Raw genomic sequence first — 19143 nt, 5'->3', positions numbered from 1 at the left:
CGCGTTAGATGCCACGTGGTAGATGGACCTGGGGCCAGGGGCGGGACCGGACGATGCAGTCGGAGGACCAGGCGCTGCGGCGCAAGGCGGAGCGGGGCATGGCGGCCGCCAGGCTGGCGCGCACCGTGCAGCACGACATCAACAACCTGCTGACCGTGATCTTCGCCAACCTCGAGATGCTGAAGCGCAGCGCGGCCGAGGGCGCGCCGCAACGCCAGCTCGGCCGGGTGGAGGAAGCCGCCCGCCGCTTCGAGGGCACCAGCCGCGCCATCCTGGCCTTCATCCGCCGCCCGGCCGGGGAAGTCGCGCCGATCCGGCTGAGCGAGGCGCTGGCGGCGCTGCAGCCGCTGCTGCAGATGATCCTGTCCGGTCCCGGCGCGCTCTCCGTCACCCTGGCCGATGCCGACCCGCCGGTGCTGCTGGAACGCACCGCGCTGGAGGAGGCGCTGCTGGCCCTGGCGGCGCAGATCGCCGAGACCCAGCCGCGCGGCCTGGCGCTGACGCTGACCGTGGCGGCCGAGGCGGATGGCGGGCAGCTGACGCTGGCCCTGCCCGCCGGCCCGGCCCCGCCCGCGCTGGAGGCGGTGGCCGAGGCCTTCCGCGCCGCTGGCGGGTCGGCGGCGGCGGAGGGGACCGGGCTGCGGCTCCGCCTGCCGCGGCACGTCCCGCCCGGCTAAAGCATTTTCCGCTCACATGCGTTCACGGCCAATGCTCTAGGTCATTGTGTTCAGAGCATCTTCACCCGATCAGGTGATCCCACCTGATCGGGATCTGCTCTAGCGCGGAGGGCGGGAGAGCGTGGACGCCGGGATCCGCCCTGACAACAAGATGCTACGGCGGCGCCGCGGTCATGTCTGAACGCAGGCCGCGGTAGCGCAGGCCGCCGCAGGGCGGCCCCCCGAAGGCATCGACCCGTCCTGCAGGCGGCAGGCCGGGACGGCCTGCCGGACCGGACACCCGGCATGCCGCCCTGGCCCGGACGACGGCGAAGCGCCTGCACCGCCCCGGCTTTGGGCAGGGCCCGCCTGTTTCCCTCGCACCCGGTTTCCCGCGCACCCCTGGCCAAACCCCCGGTTCTGCGGCCTGCTTCGCATGCGCCCCGCGCTCTGCTATCGGCGTTGGTCCCGGCGGGGCCGGGGACGCAGCGGGGCAATGCCGCATTGCGTTCCCCGGCCCTGCTGGCGCAGCATTTGCTGGACAGAACCAACAGGGACAGCCGCCCAAGGCGGCAGGAACGGGAGACAACACTATATGCAGCCCTTCGGGCTTTCCTTCGCGCGCGCCCTCGGCACCGTGGCGCTCGGCCTCGGCCTCGTCCTGCCCGGGCTTGCCCGGGCGCAGGCGCCGGCCGGCGCCGCCAATACCTTCGATGCGGTCAAGTCGCGCGGCCAGCTGGTCTGCGGCGTGAATACCGGCCTCGCCGGCTTCGCCCAGCCGGACAGCCAGGGCGTCTGGCGCGGCTTCGATGCCGAATATTGCCGCGCCATCGCCGCCGCCATCTTCGGCGACGCGACCAAGGTGCGCTTCGTCCCGACCACGGCGCAGGTGCGCTTCACCGCGCTGCAGTCGGGCGAGGTGGACGTGCTGTCCCGCAACACCACCTGGACGCTGTCGCGCGACACCTCGCTCGGCCTCGACTTCGCCGCGACCAACTTCTTCGACGGCCAGGGCTTCATGGTGAAGACCAGCCTCGGCGTGAAGTCGGCCAAGGAGCTGGAAGGCGCGACGATCTGCGTGCAGCCCGGCACCACGACCGAGCAGAACCTGAGCGACTGGTCGCGCGCCAACAGGATCAAGTTCACCCCGGTCGTGATCGAGCGGCTCGAGGAGATCGTCGGCGCCTACATCTCCGGCCGCTGCGACGCCTATACCACCGACGTCTCCGGCCTTGCCGCCACCCGCTCGGCCCAGCCGAAGCCGGACGACCACCTGATCCTGCCCGAGGTCATCAGCAAGGAGCCGCTGGCCCTCGGCGTGCGGCAGGGCGATGCCCGCTTCGCCGATGTCGTCCGCTGGACCCACTTCCTGCTGCTGAGTGCCGAGGAGTTCGGCGTCACCCAGGCCAACGTGGACAAGATGGCGAACGACCCGCGGCCCGAGGTGAAGCGCATGTTCAGCAAGGATGGCGGGCTCGGCCCGATGCTCGGCCTGCCCGAGCTCTGGGCGGTCAACGTCGTCAAGGCGGTGGGCAACTACGGGGAGCTGTTCGACCGCACCCTGAAGCCGATCGGCATCCAGCGCGGGCCGAACGCGCTCTGGACCACCGGCGGGCTGCAATACTCGCCGCCGTTCCGCTGAGAGCCTGCGGGGCCGGCCCGCGCCGGCCCCGCATCCGAGAAGCCTGACCAGGACAGAAGGGCGCGCCATGTCGCAGACCACCATCGACCCGAGGTCGCTGCGGGCCCCGCCCAGGCGGCCGCTGCGCCTGTCCTGGTCGGACGAACGCGTGCGCGCCATCGTCTGGCAGGTGCTGGTCGTCGGCGTCATCGGCGCCATCGTCTGGTGGCTCTGGTCGAATACCGTCCACAACCTCGAGGTCCGGCGCATCGCCACCGGCTTCGGCTTCCTCGGCCGCGAAGCCGGGCTGCCGATCGCCGAGAGCCTGATCGAGTACAGCCCGACCGACACCTACCTGCGGGCGCTGACCGTCGGCCTGCTGAACACGCTGAAGGTCGCCGTGGTCGGCATCGTCCTGGCGACCATCCTCGGCACCGTGATCGGCATCGCCCGGCTGTCGAAGAACTGGCTGCTGGCCAAGATCGCCGCGGTCTACGTCGAGGTCATCCGCGACCTGCCGCTGCTGCTGCAGCTGCTGTTCTGGTACGCGCTGCTGCAGGGCCTGCCCGGGCCGCGCCAGGCGCTGAACCCGGTGCAGGGCGTCTTCCTGTCCAACCGCGGGCTCAAGCTGCCCTGGATCGAATGGCAGGACGCGCATTCCTTCGCCCTGATCGCCTTCCTGCTCGGCGCCGCCGGCACCTGGCTGTACCGCCGCGCGGCGATCGCCAAGCGGATGCAGGACGGCCGGCCGCGCGCGGTCTGGCCGGTGGCGGTGGGCGCCATGCTGGTGCTGCCGGTCGCGGTCTGGGCGGCGCTCGGCGCGCCCTGGGTGGTGGACTGGCCGGCGCTGCGCGGCTTCAACTTCCGGGGCGGCCTGAACATGTCGCCGGAATACTTTGCCCTGCTGCTGGGCCTGACGCTCTACACCGCCGGCTTCATCGCCGAGATCGTCCGCGCCGGCATCCTCGCGGTCCCGGGCGGGCAGTGGGAGGCGGCGCAGGCCTTGGGCCTGCATCCCGGTCAGGTGCTGCGGCAGATCGTGCTGCCCCAGGCGCTCAGGGTGATCGTCCCGCCGATGACCAGCCAGTACCTCAACATCACCAAGAACAGCTCGCTGGCGGTGGCGATCGGCTACCAGGACATCGTCTCGATCGCCAATACCACGCTGAACCAGACGGGCCAGGCGATCGAGGGCATCGCCATCATCATGCTGGTGTACCTCACCATCAGCCTGTCGATCTCGTTCTTCATGAACTGGTACAACGCGCGCATCGCGCTGGTGGAGAGGTGACGGTGATGCGCGCATTGTCGTCGTTTGCCCTCGCTGGCCCGAGGGCCAGCCACGCTGCTGAAATCGCCTTGGTGGAGCGCTGAGCCATGAGCGACATCACGCTGGACACCGCCGCCGCCAAGGTGCCCAAGGCCGCGCCGCGCACCCCGCCGGCCAGCCAGATCGGGCTGCCGGCCTGGCTGCGGGCCAACCTCTTCTCCTCCTGGATCAACACCGCGGTCACGCTGGTGGTGGCCTATTTCCTGGTGCGCTGGGCGATTGGCTTCGTCGAATGGGGCATCGTCAACGCCGTCTGGTCGGTGCCGGACAACCAGACCCAGGCCTGCCGCGACCTGCGCGGGATTGGCGCCTGCTGGGCGGTGATCACGGAGAAGCACCGCTTCATCCTGTTCGGCACCTACCCGTATGAGGAACACTGGCGCCCCGCGCTCTGCGTCCTGCTCTTCGTCGGGCTCTACATCGTCTCGGCGATGCGGCGCTTCTGGCGCAAGGAGCTGGCCTTGGTCTGGATTGGCGTGCTGACGCTGATCGGCGTGCTGATGTGGGGCGGCGTCGCCGGCCTCACCTACGTGCCGCAGGAACGCTGGGGCGGCCTTGTCATCACCCTGATCCTGGCGACCTTCGGGCTCGCCTTCGCCTTCCCGCTGGCGATCGTCGTGGCACTCGGGCGGCGGTCCTCCCTGCCGGCGATCAAGGCGCTCTGCGTCCTTTACGTCGAGCTGATCCGCGGCGTGCCGCTGATCTCGCTGTTGTTCATGGCCAGCGTGATGTTCCCGCTCTTCCTGCCGGAGGGGATGAACATCGACAAGCTGCTGCGCGCCCAGCTCGCCATCATCCTCTTCGCCGGCGCCTACCTGGCCGAGGTCGTCCGCGGCGGCCTGCAGTCGCTGTCGAAGGGCCAGTACGAGGCGGCCGACGCGCTCGGCCTGTCCTACTGGCAGAAGACCGGCTTCATCATCCTCCCCCAGGCGTTGCGGATGGTGATCCCGCCGCTGGTGAACACCTTCATCGGCTTCTTCAAGGATACCAGCCTCGTCCTCATCATCGGCATCTTCGACCTGCTGACCGCCGGCAAGACCGCGATCATCGAACCGGCCTGGCAGGGCTTCGGCATCGAGGTCTACCTGACGGTCGGCGCCATCTACTTCGTCTTCTGCTTCGCCATGTCGAAATACAGCCAGGGCCTGGAGGCGGAGCTGAACCGCCACCGCGCGCGCTGAAGGGGATACACGATGAGCGAGACCCTGGAACACGTCGCCTCCCGCGCCCGCACGGATGCCCCGCCGGCCATCCTGCTGGACAAGGTCAACAAGTGGTTCGGCGCCCTGCACGTGCTGCGCGACGTGTCGCTGAACGTGGCGCTCGGCGAACGCGTGGTGATCTGCGGCCCGTCCGGGTCCGGCAAGTCCACCACCATCCGCTGCATCAACCGGCTGGAGACGCACCAGGAAGGCCGCATCGTCGTCAACGGCATCGAGCTGTCGGACGACGTCAAGGCGCTGGACGACATCCGCCGCGAGGTCGGCATGGTCTTCCAGTCCTTCAACCTCTTCCCGCACCTGACGATCCTCGAGAACTGCACCCTGGCGCCGATCTGGGTCCGCCGCATGCCGAAGAAGCAGGCGGAGGAGCTGGCGATGGAATACCTGGCCCGGGTCCGTATCCCGGAACAGGCGAAGAAGTATCCCGGCCAGCTTTCCGGCGGGCAGCAGCAGCGCGTCGCCATCGCCCGGGCGCTCTGCATGAAGCCGAAGATCATGCTGTTCGACGAGCCCACCTCGGCGCTCGACCCGGAGATGATCAAGGAGGTGCTGGATACCATGGTCAGCCTGGCCGAGGACGGCATGACCATGATCTGCGTGACGCACGAGATGGGCTTCGCCCGGACCGTCGCCGACCGCGTCGTCTTCATGGACCGCGGCGAGATCGTCGAGATGGGCACCCCGACCCAGGTCTTCGAGAACCCGCAGACCGAGCGGCTGCAGCTCTTCCTCAGCCAGATCCTGCGGGGGCACTGACCCCGTCCCGGGAAGCGCCGGGGACGGCAGCCTTGCAAGGCCACAGGCGGAAGCCTAAGCCTTCGCGCCGTCCTCCCCCCGGAGCGCCCGCTTGACCGCCTCCCCCTCCGCCGCCCATGCCAAGGCGGTCTCGCTTCCCCTGCTGCTCGGCGTGCTCGGCGTCGTCTACGGGGACATCGGCACCAGCCCGCTCTATGCGCTGCGCGCCGCGCTGCTGCATTTCTCCGCCGACGGGATCGAGCGCTGGGAGATCCTCGGGATCCTCTCGCTCATCATCTGGTCGCTGATCCTGACGGTCACGGTGAAGTACGTGACCTTCATCCTGAAGGCCGACAACAAGGGCGAAGGCGGCATCCTGGCGCTGATGGCCCTGGCCCAGCGGGTCGCCGGCAGCGACCGGTCGCGGCAGATCGTCATGCTGCTCGGCATCATCGGCGCCTGCCTGTTCTTCGGCGACGGCGTCATCACCCCGGCGATCTCGGTGCTCTCGGCGATGGAGGGGCTGAAGGTCATCTCCCCCGCCTTCGACCCGCTGATCATCCCCGGCTCCGTCGTCATCCTGATCGCGCTCTTCCTGGTGCAGTACCGCGGCACCCACAGCATCGGCCGGATCTTCGGCCCGGTCATGGCGCTCTGGTTCGGCTCGCTTGGCCTGCTCGGGCTGATCGAGGTGGTCCGCGAGCCCGAGGTGCTGAGCGCCATCTCGCCGCACCACGCCATCACCTTCTGCGTCCACTACAAGCTGGCCGCCTTCATCGCCTTCGGCTCGGTCGTGCTGTCGGTGACGGGGGCGGAGGCGCTCTATGCCGACATGGGGCATTTCGGCCGCCGGCCCATCCAGCTCGCCTGGACCTTCTACGTCCTGCCGGCGCTGGCGCTGAACTACATGGGCCAGGGCGCCCTGCTGCTCGGCGACGCGGCCGCGCTCGAGAACCCCTTCTTCCTGCTGGCGCCGGAGATGCTGCGGCTGCCGCTGGTGGTGCTGGCGACCGTGGCGACGGTCATCGCGTCCCAGTCGATGATATCGGGTGCTTTTTCTATTGCCCGGCAATGCGTCCAGCTCGGCTTCCTGCCGCGGCTGGTGGTGCACCATACATCGGAGACCGAGGAGGGGCAGATCTACCTGCCGCAGGTCAACTTCGCCCTGCTGGCCGGGGTGCTGGTGCTGGTGCTGTCCTTCCATACCTCGGATAACCTGGCGGCCGCCTACGGCATCGCGGTGACCGGCACCTTTGTCTGCACCAGCTCCCTGGCGATCCTGGTCTTCCGCCGGCAGTTCCGCTGGCCGGCGGCGCTGGTCGCCCTGGTTTTCGTGCCGCTGCTGATGATCGACGCGGCCTTCTTCGCCTCCAACGTGCTGAAGATCCCGGAAGGCGGCTACGTCCCGCTGGTGCTCGGCGCCGGGCTCTTCATCCTGATGCATACCTGGAAGCGCGGGCGGGACCTGCTCTTCTCCCGCTTCCGGCAGGACAGCCTGCCGCTGAAGTCCTTCCTGGCCCGGCTGCCGCAGAGCCGCACCATCCGCGTCCCCGGCATCGCCATCTTCATGACCGGCCAGGCCGACTACGTCCCCGGCGCGCTGCTGCACAACCTGAAGCACAACAAGGTCCTGCATGAGCGCGTGATCTTCGTCACCGTCCTGAACGAGGACATCCCCCAGGTCGGTCCCGACCGGCGGCGGGAGGTGACGGAACTGGCGCCCGCCATCTACCGGGTGATCCTGCGCTACGGCTTCCAGGAAAGCCCGCACATCCCGCGCGAGCTGGAGGCACTGAAGCAGGACGGCGTGCCCTACGAGGCCATGCAGGCCAGCTACTTCCTCGGCCGGGAGACGCTGGTGGCCGCCGTGGTGCCGAAGATGTCGCACTGGCGGCAATGGCTCTTCACCCTGATGTCGCGCAATGCCGTCCCGGCGACCGAGTTCTTCCGCATCCCGTCCGACCGGGTGGTGGAACTGGGCGTCCGCGTGGCGATCTGAACCGCCGCGGTCCGCGAGCGTTGCTCCGGCAGTTCGATGGTCCGCAGTCCGCCGGCTGGCGGCGCGACGGCATGGGGGGGATTGCGACGGGATGCCGATGGTGACGCTGGTCGTGGCGGCTGGCCCCGGCTTCCCGCAGGGCAGCCCCAACCACCGCTACGAGATTGCCGTGGCGCTGACCCCGGGTGGGCACCTGGACGTCGAGGCCTGGCTGGCCGACCCGAAGCCCTGGCATGCCCGGCGCATCTGGCCCGGCGGCCCGGCCCGCGACGGCGACATGCTGTTCGACCCCGATACCGAAAGCTGGTCCATCCGGCTCTTCCCCGCCCCGGGCGAGGCGGCGGACGCGCCACTGCATGCCACGATCCGCAATGCCGGGCAGCTGCGCCCCGGGGAATACGTGACCATCCGCGAGCCGGACGGGACCGAATTCTCCTACCGCGTCGTCTCGGTGGCCTGACCGCCGGCCGCCAGCCCTGCGACGGCCCCGCGCAGCAGGCGCAACCTAGCCTCGGCCGCCGCCGCCGGCCGGGCGCCGAGCGGTTCCGTCACGTGCAGGATGAAGCCTGCGGCCAGCGGCGCGGCCTCGACCGTCGCCTGGCTGGGCGGCGGGGCGGCGCGGCCCCCGAGCGCCAGCCAGCGGCCGAAGCCGGGACGGGTCCCCGCCGTCACCGCCTTTACCAGATGCCCGCCGGGCTGCAGCGCTGCCGGCGCCGCGCCGGCCCGCAGCGGCGCCATCCGCGCGGCCAGCAACGGGTCGTACTGCTGCACCGCCGATCAGGCGCCGCTCTGCCGGGCCGGGCCTGGGATCAGATCCCCTGATACGCAAAAGGCCTGGCCGCTTCCGCGGTCAGGCCTTTCGGTGAACTGGTGGAGCCAATCGGGATCGAACCGACGACCTCTTGAATGCCATTCAAGCGCTCTCCCAACTGAGCTATGGCCCCCCAGGAAGGAGGCGGCTTTTAACCCTGGCCCGGCGGGTCTGCAAGGGGCCCGGGGCCTCTTTTGCAGGGACTTTCGCAGCAGCCCCCGCGTGACTAGTTTGCCCCCCCGGCGGTTCGGCCGAAACCAGGAGAGGTGCGCATGGGCAAGGTGTTTCCGGACGCGAAGGCAGCCCTCGCGGGCCTGCTGCGCGACGGCATGATGATCCATTCCGGCGGCTTCGGCCTCTGCGGCATCCCGTCCCTGCTGATCGAGGCGATCCGCGACAGCGGGGTGCGCGACCTCACCATCGTCTCGAACAATGCCGGCATCGACGACGCGGGGCTCGGCCTGCTGCTGAAGACCCGGCAGGTGCGCAAGATGATCAGCAGCTATGTCGGCGAGAACAAGACCTTCGCCGAGCAGTTCCTGGCCGGGGAACTCGAGATCGAGTTCAACCCGCAGGGCACGCTGGCCGAGCGGATCCGCGCCGGCGGCGCCGGCATCCCGGCCTTCTACACCAAGACCGGCGTCGGCACCGAGGTCGCCAAGGGCAAGCCGACGGCCGAGTTCGACGGCGAGACCTATGTGCAGGAGCGGGGCATCGTCGCCGACCTCGCCATCGTCCATGCCTATATGGGCGATGCCGAGGGCAACCTGATCTACCGGAAGACCGCGCGGAACTTCAACCCGATGATGGCGACCGCGGCCAAGGTGACGGTCGCGCAGGTCGAGCACCTGGTGAAGCCGGGCGAGCTCGACCCCGACCACATCGTCACCCCCGGCGTCTACGTGAAGCGCATGGTCCAGTGCCCGCCGGGCTACGAGAAGCGGATCGAGCAGCGCACCGTCCGCAGGCGCGAGCCGGCCGCAGCCGGCGGCGTGGCGTAACCCCTGGTCAGCGAAGGAACGGAAACATGGCCTGGACCCGTGACCAGATGGCCGCCCGCGCCGCGCGCGAGCTGCAGGACGGCTTCTACGTGAACCTCGGCATCGGCATCCCGACGCTGGTGGCGAACCACGTCCCCGCCGGCTTCAACGTGCAGCTGCAGAGCGAGAACGGCATGCTCGGCCTCGGCCCCTTCCCCTATGAGGGCGAGGAGGACCCGGACCTGATCAATGCCGGCAAGCAGACCATCACCGCCCTGCCGACCAGCAGCTATTTCTCCTCCGCCGACAGCTTCGCCATGATCCGCGGCGGGCATATCGACCTGTCGATCCTCGGCGCGCTGCAGGTGGCCGAGAACGGCGACCTCGCCAACTGGATGATCCCCGGCAAGATGGTGAAGGGGATGGGCGGGGCGATGGACCTGGTCGCCGGGGTAAAGAAGGTCGTGGTGCTGATGGAGCACACCGCCGGAGGCAAGCCGAAGCTGCTCAAGGCCTGCAACCTGCCGCTGACCGGCGCCCGGGTGGTCGACATGGTGATCACCGAGCTCGCGGTCTTCGAGCTCGCCCGCCGCGGCGAGACCGACCTGCGGCTGGTCGAGCTGGCGCCCGAGGTGACGCTCGAGGAGGTCACGGCGAAGACCGAGGCCGGCTTCACCACCGCCCTGCGGAACTGACCGGGCGCCTCAGTCGAGGGTGATCCGCGCCTCCCGGATCACCCGCCCCCACCGCGCCAGCTCGGCGGCGAACAGGTCGCCGAGCTCGGCCGGCGGGAGCGGCATGGGCGTGGCGCCGAGCTCCGCCAGCCGCGCCGCAACTCCCGGGTCGGCCAGGCCGGCCCCGACCGCCTGGTTCAGCCGCGCCACGGTCTCCGCCGGCGTCCCGCGCGGGGCGCCGATGGCATACCAGGAGCTCGCCTCGTAGCCCGGCAGCGTCGCGGCCAGTGTCGGCAGCTCGGGCAGCGCCCCCGCCGGCTCGGCAGTGGTCACCGCCAGCGCCTGCAGCCGCCCGCCCCGGACATGGCCGATGGCGGAGGGCAGGGCATCGAACATCACCTGCACCCGCCCCGCCACCAGGTCGGCCAGCGCCGGGCCGGAGCCGCGATAGGGCACGTGCAGCAACGCGGCGCCGGATGCCTGCTGGAACAGCGCGCCCGCCAGGTGCTGCGGCGTGCCGTTGCCGGACGAGGCCATGGCGAGCTGCCCGGGCCGGGCCCGCGCCAGGGCGATGAGCTCCGCCGCTGTCGCGGCCGGCACGCCGGGGTGGACCAGCATGACCAGCGGCACCCGGGCGATGCCGGCGACAGGGGCGATGTCGCGCCCGAAGTCGAAGGGCAGCTGCGGGTAGAGCGCCATGTTGATGGCGTTCACCGGGCCGCAGAGCAGCAGCACATGGCCGTCCGGCGCCGCCTGGGCCACGGCCTCCGTCGCCAGGTTGCCGCCGGCGCCCGGCCGGTTCTCCACCAGCACGGGCTGGCCGAGCACCCCGCCGAGCCAGCCGGCCATGAGCCGGCCGACGATGTCCATCGGCCCGCCGGGGGCGAAGCCGGTCAGCAGCCGGACCGGGCGGGCGGGCCAGGCCTCCGCCCGGGCTGCCAGGGGAAGGGCGGCCAGGGGGAGGGCTGCCAGGGGCAGGGCGGCGGCAAGCAGCAGGCGGCGGGTCGGCTCCATGGCGGCGGATCTCCGGTGGGGCTGGCCGGCAGGATGGATCGGCCCAGGCATTCGGACCATCATCGGCCCGCAGCGAAATCCATATGCGGCGGATATGGCATGGAACTCCGGCACCTCCGCTACTTCGTCGCCGTCGCCGAGGAGCGGCACGTCACCCGGGCCGCCGAGCGGCTGGGCATGCAGCAGCCGCCGCTGAGCCAGCAGATCCGGGCGCTGGAAGCCGAGCTCGGCGTCCAGCTCCTGCGCCGCCGGCCGCGCGGGGTGGAGCCGACCGAGGCGGGGCTCGCCTTCCTCGGCGAGGCGCAGGCGATCCTCGCCCGGCTCGCCGCGGCGACGGCGACGGCGCGGCGGATCGCGGCCGGCGAGCAGGGCCGGCTTGCCGTCGGCGTGCCGCCCACCGCGCCCTTCCACCCCTTCGTGCCCGGCGTGATCCGGAGCTTCCGGGAGGCCTGGCCCCTGGTCACCCTGACGCTCGAGGAATGCCTGCGGGCCGAGCTGGTGGAGCGGCTGCAGGACGGACGGCTCGACATCGCCTTCTTCCGCGCCGAGGCGGCGCTGCCGGAAGGGCTTGTGCTGCACCGGCTGCTGGAGGAGCCGATGGTCGCGGCGCTGCCGGCCGGCCACCCTCTGGCCGCGGAGGCCGGGCCCGCCCTGACGCTCGCCGCGCTCGCGGGCGAGACCTTCATCGCCTATGCCCGGCAGCAGGGCCCCGCGCTGTTCGAGGCGATGCTGGCCGGCTGCCTGGCGGCCGGCTTCAGCCCGCGGCTCGGGCAGGAGGCGCCGCGCGTCACCTCGGCGCTCAGCCTGGTGGCGGCCGGGCTCGGCGTCACGCTCGTCCCCGCCTCCACCCGCCGCGTCGCGCTGGAGGGCCTGGCCTACCGGAAGCTGGCCGGGGAGGCGGTGCCGCGCGCGGTGCTGGCGATCGTCGCGCGGCGCGACGGCGGCTCCGCCGCGGCGCGCAACTTCCTGGCGCTGGTCCGGCAGGAAGCGCGCAAGGCGCGGGACTGAAGCGGTTCAGGCGAAGCGCAGCAGCACCACCAGCGCCGCCAGGATCTGCACCGCGTTGAGCGCCACGCTCAGCCGGTGCGCCGCGTCGAACCGGGGCTTCGCCGCCGCATCCCCGGCCTGCGCCGCATCCGAGAGCCGGTTGATCCGCGGCATCAGCCCCTGCCGCAGCCAGACGCCCAGCGCGGCGACGGCGGCCATCGCCAGCGCGTCCCAGCCGCGCAGGGGCAGCAGTGCCACGGCCGCGGCGGCCGAAAGGCCGAGCACCCAAAGGTAGTAGATCGGGAAGACCTGGCGAATGAAGCGCCCGGCCCATTCGGGCGGCAGCCGGGTGAAGACCAGCGGCGCGATGGCGACCGCGAAGAAGACCATGCCGCCCAGCAGCAGGGCGGTGGCGAAGAGGGCGATGCCGGAGAGGATCATGCCGGTGCCAGATGGGGCTGCGGCACCGCGGCGCAATGCGGCGCGCCAGCGACGGCGCGGCGATCACGCCGCCGCCGCATCAACCGCAACATGCTGCTCCCTGCCGATGTTACGAATTCGGTTGCCGCCGTTGGCGCGGCCCCCGCACCCTGCCTTCGCGCCGGCGACGGCGCAGGGAGGTAACAACCATGCAAAGACGCTTCATCGTCGCCGGCAGCCTGGCCGGCGCCGGCAGCCTGGCCGCACCCCGCCTCGCCAGTGCCCAGCCGCGGATCCGCTGGCGCTGCCCCGGCAGCTTTCCCAAATCGGTCGACACGCTCTGGGCCGCGCACGAGCTGTTCTGCAGGCGGGTGCAGGAGCTGACCGACGGCGCCTTCCAGATCACCCCCTTCGGCCCGGGCGAGATCGTCCCGGCGCTGCAGGTGATGGATTCGGTCGGCCAGGGCTCGGTCGAGTGCGGCTTCACCCCGGCGCTCTTCTACTACGGCAAGGACCCGGCGCTGGCCTTCGGCACCGCGGTGCCCTTCGGTCCCAGCAGCCGGCAGATGTGGTCCTGGCTGCACCTGGGCGGTGGCCGCGAGGTGATGCGCGAGGTTTATGCCGACCAGGGCGTCTGGGCGATCCCGGCGACCAACACGGGGGCGCAGATGGGCGGTTGGTTCCGGCGCGAGATCCGCACGCTGGAGGACATGAAGGGGCTGAAGATGCGCATCGCCGGCCTGGCCGGGGCGGTGATGACCAAGCTCGGCGTGGTGGCGCAGCAGCTGGCGCCCGGCGACATCTACCCGGCGCTGGAGCGCGGCGTGGTGGACGCCGCCGAGTACATCGGCCCCTACGACGACGAGAAGCTCGGCTTCAGCCGCATCGCCAAGTTCTACTACTACCCGGGCTGGTGGGAATACGCGCCCTCGACCGACATCATGGTGAACCTGAAGGCCTGGGACACCCTGCCGGCGCACTACAGGCAGGCGATGGAGACCGCGGGCGCCGAGGTCTGGCACTGGTCCATGGCGCGGTTCGACGAGCTGAACCCGCCGGCGATGAAGCGGTTGCTCGCCACCGGCACCCAGCTCCGGCCCTATTCGCGGGAAATCCTGCTCGGCGCCTACAAGGCGACCCAGGACCTGTACGGCGAGATCGCCGAGCAGAACCCGCGCTTCCGCCGCGTCTGGGACCACTGGGAGAAGCACCGCCAGGAACAGGCGCAGTGGTTCCGGGTCTCCGAGGATTCCATGGCGAATTTCCTCGCCGTGGCGATGAACCGGTAGGAAGGCTCGCGGCCCCGACTTCGCGGGCGGGGCCGCGATCCCTCAGTAGCGGTACTGCTCGGCCTTGAAGGGGCCTTCCTCGGGCACGCCGATATAGCCGGCCTGCTGCGGGCTGAGCTTGGTCAGCTTGGCGCCGACCTTTTCCAGGTGCAGGGCGGCAACCTTCTCGTCCAGGTGCTTCGGCAGCACGTAGACCTTCTTCTCGTACTTGCCGGGGTTCGACCACAGCTCGATCTGCGCCAGGGTCTGGTTGGTGAAGCTGGCGGACATCACGAAGGACGGGTGTCCCGTGGCGTTGCCGAGGTTCACCAGGCGTCCCTCGGACAGCAGGATGATGCGCTTGCCGTCGGGGAACTCGACCTCGTCCACCTGCGGCTTCACGTTGGTCCACTTGTAGTTCTTCAGCGCGGCGACCTGGATCTCGCTGTCGAAGTGGCCGATGTTGCAGACGATGGCGCGGTGCTTCATCGCGCGCAGGTGGTCGATGGTGATGACGTCGACGTTGCCGGTCGCGGTGACGAAGATGTCGGCGCGCGGCGCGGCATCCTCCATCGTCACGACCTCGTAGCCCTCCATCGCCGCCTGCAGCGCGCAGATCGGGTCGACCTCACTGACCATCACGCGGCAGCCGGCATTGCGCAGCGACGCCGCGCTGCCCTTGCCGACATCGCCGAAACCCGCGACCATGGCGACCTTGCCCGACATCATCACGTCGGTTCCCCGCCGGATGCCGTCGACCAGGCTCTCGCGGCAGCCGTAGAGGTTGTCGAACTTCGACTTGGTGACGCTGTCGTTCACGTTGATCGCGGGGAAGAGGAGCTTCCCTTCCTTCGCCATGATGTAGAGGCGGTGGACGCCCGTCGTCGTCTCCTCGGAGACGCCCTGGATCGACTTGGCGAGCCTGGCGAACCAGCCCGGCTTGGTCTGCACCAGCTTCTTGATGAGGGCGAAGAAGACCTCCTCCTCCTCGTTCGTCGCCTTGTCGAGGAAGGCAACGTCGCCCTGCTCGGCGCGCAGGCCGTAGTGGACCAGCAGCGTCATGTCGCCGCCGTCGTCGAGCAGCATGTTCGGCTCGCCGCCGTCGTGCCACTCCAGCGTCTTCTGCACGTAGTCCCAGTATTCCGGCAGGCTCTCGCCCTTCACGGCGAAGACCGGCGTGCCGGCGGCGGCAATGGCGGCCGCGGCGTGGTCCTGGGTCGAGAAGATGTTGCAGGAGGACCAGCGGACATCGGCGCCGAGCGCCTTCAGCGTCTCGATCAGCACGGCGGTCTGGATGGTCATGTGCAGGCAGCCGGCGACGCGGGCGCCCTTCAGCGGCTGCGACGGGCCGTATTCGCGCCGCACCGCCATCAGGCCGGGCATCTCGTCCTCGGCCATGGCAATTTCCTTGCGGCCCCAATCAGCCAGTGAAAGGTCCTTCACCAGGTAGTCGGCGGCTGCGGCCATGGTCTGCGTCCTCATTCTGTCGGGCGGCCCGTAGCACGGGCCAGGGTCCGAGGCCAGCAGCAAGCGCGAGACATAAGCATGTCTTTATGTCGTGAGCGGCCTTCGCCCCCGGGTCGGATCGAGACCCGCGCGCAACGCCTTGCCGAAATGCAAGCTCCCCCCCATCGTCATGGCCGATGCCCGGAACCCGGGCGCGATGGGAGGAAACCTGGAATGACGAAGCGATGGATCGCGGCCGGACTGGCCGCGGCGCTGGCCCTGCCGGCCATGGCGCTGGCCCAGCCCGCCCCCGCCCCGGCGCCGCCCGGCTGGCAGCAGGGCCGGCCGGACAGCCTGGCCGCCTCCCCCCTCGCCCCCAATGCGCCGAAGCTGACCATGACCCCGGCCGACCAGGTGCCGGTCGGCAAGCTGACCCTGCCCGCCGGCTTCAAGGCCGAGCTCTTCGCCTCCGGCATGCCGGGCGCGCGGATGATGGCGCTGGGCAGCAACGGCACGCTGTTCATCGGCACCCGCACCATCGGCCGAGTCTATGCGGTGAAGGACGGCAAGACCCATACGATCGCCTCCGGCCTCGCCCAGCCGAACGGGATCGCCTTCAAGGACGGCGCGCTCTATGTCATCGCGATCAACAAGGTGTTCCGCTACGACGGCATCGAGGGGAAGCTCGACGCCCCCGGCACCCCCACCGACCTGACCGCCGCCTTCGGCCTGCCGACCGAGGAGCACCACGGCTGGAAGTTCGCCACCTTCGGGCCGGACGGCAAGCTCTACATGCAGGTCGGCGCGCCCTGCAACATCTGCGCGGTGGACGAGAACAAGCACGCCCTGCTGCTGCGCTTCAACCCGGACGGCTCGGGCCGCGAGGTCGTGGCGCGCGGCGTCCGCAACAGCGTCGGCATGGCGCACCACCCCGCCACCGGGCAGCTCTGGTTCACCAACAACGGCCGCGACTGGGCCGGCGAGGACGAGCCGCAGGACAGCCTCGGCGTCGTGCGCGGCTTGGGCGAGCATTTCGGCTTCCCCTATTGCCACATGGGCACCATGCAGGACCCCGACGTGAAGGGCCGGCAGTGCTCGGAATTCAGCCCGCCCGCGCTGCTGCTCGGCGCGCATACCGCGGCGCTCGGCATCCGCTTCTACACCGGCGACATGTTCCCGGCCGAGTACAGGAACTCCATGTTCATCGCCCGGCACGGCTCCTGGAACCGCACCCAGCGGGCCGGCTACGACGTGGTGAACGTCACGCTCGACGCCCAGGGCAAGCCCAGCATGCGCCCCTTCATGGGCGGCCTGCTCGAGGGCAACAGCTTCCTCGGCCGGCCGACCGACGTGCAGCAGCTGCCGGACGGCTCGCTGCTCGTCTCGGACGAGCAGTCGGGCGCGATCTACCGCATCACCTATTCGAAGTGAGGATGCGGGCAAGCCTGCTGGCGGCGGCCGTGCTGGCCGCCGCCCCGTTCCTGCCCGCATCGGCCGCGGGCGACGCGGCGCGCGGCGGGGCGCTGGTGCAGGAACGCCAGTGCGGCACCTGCCACGGCGCCGCCGGCGTCTCCAGCATGCCGAACATCCCCTCGCTCGCCGGGCATACGGACGAGTTCATCACCCTGCAGCTGATCCTGCTGCGGGAGCGGATCCGCATCGCGCCGCCGATGAACGAGCTTTCCCAGGGCCTGACCGATGCCCAGGTGGAGGACATCGCGGCCCATTACATGTCGCTGCCCCCCGGCCCGCCCGCCGGCGGCACCGAAGGCGACCCGGCGCGGATGGCCGAGGGCGCGGCGCTGTCGGAGACGCTGCGCTGCGGCGTCTGCCACCTGCCGGACTACCGCGGCCGCGCCCAGATGCCGCGCCTGGCCGGGCAGCGGGAGGACTACCTGGTGCATGCCCTGGTCGGCTACCGCGACGGCACCCGGCACGGGACCGACACCAACATGAACGCCGTGATGTACGGCGTGACGGATGCCCAGGTGGCGGCGCTGGCCTACTACATGGCCCGGCAGAAGTAGCGGGAAGGTCGGGGAGGGAGACGAGCACTCCCTCCCCGACCTTCAGGATTTCAGCCGGTTGAACCCTGAAATCCGCTCAATTCGCCCGAAGATTCTTGAGGCCGATCCGGACCCTTCGGCCGCAACCCGGCGGCCGGCCTGCCCCGCTGCGCCTCCCGGCTTTGGAATTCAGGATTTGAATTTTTCAACCGCGGATTCCGCTGCTGGCGGGCAAAGCGGTGGCGTTTGCGGCTTATAGTCCTATCATCCGGGGCCGCCGAGGGCAACTCCGAAGACCCCCTTCAGCCACCAGGCCGGCCTGCCGCGGCTGGTCTTCCGCGCCGGCGCCGCCGCGTGCCGCAGCCAGGCCACCTGCACCACCCGGCGCTCCCCGACGGGGGGCGTGTGCCCGTGCCTCGGCCAGCAGCGCGCGAAGGCGCCGCGCGGGGTGAAGGTGCCGACCGGGTGGTAGCCGGGCCGCGGCAGCACGGGGAAATCCCGCCGCAGCGCGGGCAGGGCCGCGGGCCGCAGGCAGCCCGCGGCGGCGACCCAGGGGCAGGGGTCGTCCCGCCGCGGCGCGGAAGGGCGCCAGCTCCGGCGGCGGGGGGTCGTCGCGGCAGGGGCGGGGTCAGGGGCGGCCCGGGTCGGGCGCATGGCGATGGCCCTCCCGAGCATGGTCCCGGCAGGCGCCCAGGCCCGCTGCAGCAGGCCGGGTTTCGTCGAGGCCCGGTCGAATCGCCGCCAGGCCGCTCCCGGTTGTCGGCCGCCCCGCGCGGGTCTATCCCGGCCTGCGATGGACACGAATTCCACCGCCCTCCGGCCGGCCGGCCCGCTGCCCGCCTACCGCGCCCGGATCGCCAAGGGCCTGCTGAAGCCCGACCCCGCCCAGGCGCTGGCGGCGGAGACCCTGCAGGACCTTTGGCGCCGGCTGCGCGGCTACGAACCGCAGGTGGAGCCGCCCGAGCCGGACGGCTTCCTCGCCCGCTTCTTCCGCCGCAAGCCGGTGCCGGAGGCGGAGAACAGCACCCCGCAGGGCCTCTACCTCGTCGGCGAGGTCGGCCGGGGCAAGTCCATGCTGATGGACCTGTTCTTCGCCTGCGCCGAGGTGCCCCGCAAGCAGCGGATCCACTTCCACCAGTTCATGCAGGATTGCCACCAGCGCATCCACCGCTGGAAGCAGGCCCACCCGGGGGAGGCCGACCCGATCCCGCCGCTGGCCGATGCCATCGTCGCCGAGGCCGCGCTGCTCTGCTTCGACGAGTTCCAGGTCCACGACATCACCGACGCCATGATCCTCGGCCGGCTGTTCGAGGCGCTCTTCGCCCGCGGCGTGGTGGTGGTGGCGACCAGCAACACCGCGCCGGACGACCTGTTCAAGGGCAAGCCGGGGCGGGATGCCTTCCTGCCCTTCATCGCGCTCATCAAGCAGCGGCTGGTCGTGCTGACGCTGGCGGCCGAGCGGGACTACCGGCGGGAGCGCATCCGCGGCCTGCCGACCTGGCACAGCCCGCTCGGCGCCCGGGCGGAACGGGCGCTCGACGCCGCCTTCCTCGAGCTGGCCGGGGTGAAGCAGGGCAAGCGCTGCACCCTGCGGGTGCTCGGCCGGGCGGTCGAGCTGCCGGAGGAGGCGCGCGGGGTGGTGCGGGCGGAGTTCGACGACCTTTGCGGCAGGCCGCTGGGCCCGGCCGACTACCTGACGCTGGCGAGCCATGCCCATACCCTGGTGCTGGACGGCATCCCCCGCCTGGGGCCGGAGAATTTCGACCGCGCCCGGCGCTTCATCACCCTGGTCGACGCGCTCTACGAGCACCGCTGCAAGCTGGTCGCCTCGGCCGCGGCGCCGCCCGATTCGCTCTACGAACAGGGCGAGAACGCGGCGATGTTCGAACGCACCGCCAGCCGGCTGATGGAGATGCAGAGCCAGGACTACCTGTCGCTGCAGCACCTGCCCTGAGCCGTCTTGACACCACGTC

At 70.7% G+C, this 19143-nt stretch carries 19 protein-coding genes and 1 tRNA gene; 14 read left to right on the top strand and 6 right to left on the bottom strand.

The features are described 5' to 3' along the window. Nucleotides 1–53: 53 nt before the first annotated feature. From E2C06_RS13865 to E2C06_RS13835, 7 genes are all read left to right on the top strand, one after another. Nucleotides 54–677 (top strand): histidine kinase dimerization/phospho-acceptor domain-containing protein, encoded by a 624-nt coding sequence (locus E2C06_RS13865; RefSeq protein ID WP_133289200.1) that lies wholly within the window; start codon nt 54–56, stop codon nt 675–677. A 574-nt stretch (nt 678–1251) separates the two neighbouring features. Continuing rightward, nucleotides 1252–2298 carry an amino acid ABC transporter substrate-binding protein gene (locus tag E2C06_RS13860; protein WP_133289199.1) on the top strand — a complete coding sequence of 349 codons (1047 nt, stop codon included), beginning with the start codon at nt 1252–1254 and terminating at the stop codon, nt 2296–2298. 67 nt (nt 2299–2365) lie between these two features. Next, nucleotides 2366–3568, top strand: a complete 1203-nt coding sequence (locus E2C06_RS13855; protein ID WP_133289198.1) for an amino acid ABC transporter permease — start codon at nt 2366–2368, stop codon at nt 3566–3568. Nucleotides 3569–3654: 86 nt separating this feature from the next. After that, entirely contained in the window at nt 3655–4788 is a 1134-nt protein-coding gene (locus tag E2C06_RS13850; protein WP_133289197.1) for an amino acid ABC transporter permease, read from the top strand. Nucleotides 4789–4800: 12 nt separating this feature from the next. After that, a complete protein-coding gene (locus tag E2C06_RS13845; RefSeq protein WP_133289196.1) occupies nt 4801–5586 on the top strand; it encodes an amino acid ABC transporter ATP-binding protein in 786 nt (261 codons plus the stop codon). Nucleotides 5587–5677: 91 nt separating this feature from the next. After that, nucleotides 5678–7564, top strand: coding sequence for a potassium transporter Kup (locus E2C06_RS13840; RefSeq protein ID WP_241671276.1), 1887 nt, complete (start codon nt 5678–5680; stop codon nt 7562–7564). Between the two features lie 91 nt (nt 7565–7655). Continuing rightward, entirely contained in the window at nt 7656–8024 is a 369-nt protein-coding gene (locus E2C06_RS13835; protein WP_133289195.1) for a hypothetical protein, read from the top strand. On the opposite strand, the gene E2C06_RS13830 is transcribed toward E2C06_RS13835, so the two are convergent. Beyond that, a complete protein-coding gene (locus E2C06_RS13830; RefSeq protein WP_133289194.1) occupies nt 8000–8335 on the bottom strand; it encodes a hypothetical protein in 336 nt (111 codons plus the stop codon). The two genes, E2C06_RS13835 and E2C06_RS13830, sit on opposite strands and share 25 nt — an antisense overlap. Nucleotides 8336–8432: 97 nt before the next feature. Next, a tRNA-Ala gene (locus E2C06_RS13825) sits at nt 8433–8508 on the bottom strand. Between the two features lie 139 nt (nt 8509–8647). On the opposite strand from E2C06_RS13825, the gene E2C06_RS13820 reads away from it, so the two are divergent. Then, nucleotides 8648–9376 carry a CoA transferase subunit A gene (locus E2C06_RS13820; protein ID WP_133289193.1) on the top strand — a complete coding sequence of 243 codons (729 nt, stop codon included), beginning with the start codon at nt 8648–8650 and terminating at the stop codon, nt 9374–9376. A 26-nt stretch (nt 9377–9402) separates the two neighbouring features. After that, nucleotides 9403–10050 carry a CoA transferase subunit B gene (locus E2C06_RS13815; RefSeq protein ID WP_133289192.1) on the top strand — a complete coding sequence of 216 codons (648 nt, stop codon included), beginning with the start codon at nt 9403–9405 and terminating at the stop codon, nt 10048–10050. A 9-nt stretch (nt 10051–10059) separates the two neighbouring features. On the opposite strand, the gene E2C06_RS13810 is transcribed toward E2C06_RS13815, so the two are convergent. After that, on the bottom strand, nt 10060–11043 hold the full coding sequence (locus E2C06_RS13810) for a tripartite tricarboxylate transporter substrate binding protein (protein WP_133289191.1): 984 nt from the start codon (nt 11041–11043) through the stop codon (nt 10060–10062). A 99-nt stretch (nt 11044–11142) separates the two neighbouring features. Between E2C06_RS13810 and E2C06_RS13805 the strand changes: the two genes are divergently transcribed. Further along, nucleotides 11143–12051 (top strand): LysR family transcriptional regulator, encoded by a 909-nt coding sequence (locus E2C06_RS13805; protein ID WP_133289190.1) that lies wholly within the window; start codon nt 11143–11145, stop codon nt 12049–12051. A gap of 6 nt (nt 12052–12057) precedes the next feature. Here E2C06_RS13805 and E2C06_RS13800 read toward each other — a convergent pair whose 3' ends face one another. Continuing rightward, nucleotides 12058–12471 carry a DUF4149 domain-containing protein gene (locus E2C06_RS13800; RefSeq protein WP_133289189.1) on the bottom strand — a complete coding sequence of 138 codons (414 nt, stop codon included), beginning with the start codon at nt 12469–12471 and terminating at the stop codon, nt 12058–12060. Between the two features lie 188 nt (nt 12472–12659). Here E2C06_RS13800 and E2C06_RS13795 point away from each other — a divergent pair, with 188 nt between their 5' ends. Continuing rightward, the gene (locus E2C06_RS13795; protein ID WP_133289188.1) at nt 12660–13739 is read left to right on the top strand and encodes a TRAP transporter substrate-binding protein; all 1080 of its coding nucleotides are present in this window, start codon (nt 12660–12662) and stop codon (nt 13737–13739) included. A 42-nt stretch (nt 13740–13781) separates the two neighbouring features. On the opposite strand, the gene ahcY is transcribed toward E2C06_RS13795, so the two are convergent. Further along, nucleotides 13782–15185, bottom strand: coding sequence for an adenosylhomocysteinase (gene ahcY, locus E2C06_RS13790; protein WP_133289187.1), 1404 nt, complete (start codon nt 15183–15185; stop codon nt 13782–13784). 213 nt (nt 15186–15398) lie between these two features. Between ahcY and E2C06_RS13785 the strand changes: the two genes are divergently transcribed. Together E2C06_RS13785 and E2C06_RS13780 are read left to right on the top strand one after the other, a co-directional pair. After that, nucleotides 15399–16595, top strand: a complete 1197-nt coding sequence (locus tag E2C06_RS13785; protein WP_241671275.1) for a PQQ-dependent sugar dehydrogenase — start codon at nt 15399–15401, stop codon at nt 16593–16595. 2 nt (nt 16596–16597) lie between these two features. After that, the gene (locus E2C06_RS13780; protein WP_133289186.1) at nt 16598–17191 is read left to right on the top strand and encodes a c-type cytochrome; all 594 of its coding nucleotides are present in this window, start codon (nt 16598–16600) and stop codon (nt 17189–17191) included. Between the two features lie 243 nt (nt 17192–17434). Here the strand turns inward: E2C06_RS13780 and E2C06_RS13775 are convergent, their stop codons facing one another. Then, a complete protein-coding gene (locus tag E2C06_RS13775) occupies nt 17435–17824 on the bottom strand; it encodes a hypothetical protein (RefSeq protein ID WP_133289185.1) in 390 nt (129 codons plus the stop codon). Nucleotides 17825–17963: 139 nt separating this feature from the next. On the opposite strand from E2C06_RS13775, the gene zapE reads away from it, so the two are divergent. Next, nucleotides 17964–19124, top strand: coding sequence for a cell division protein ZapE (gene zapE / locus E2C06_RS13770; RefSeq protein ID WP_206664538.1), 1161 nt, complete (start codon nt 17964–17966; stop codon nt 19122–19124). The last annotated feature ends 19 nt before the right edge of the window (nt 19125–19143 follow it).

This window comes from Dankookia rubra, from assembly GCF_004355005.1.
Taxonomy (GTDB): Bacteria; Pseudomonadota; Alphaproteobacteria; order Acetobacterales; family Acetobacteraceae; genus Paracraurococcus; species Paracraurococcus ruber_A.
Note: the sequence above shows the minus strand (reverse complement) of the source record. Positions and strands in the feature narration are given on the sequence as shown.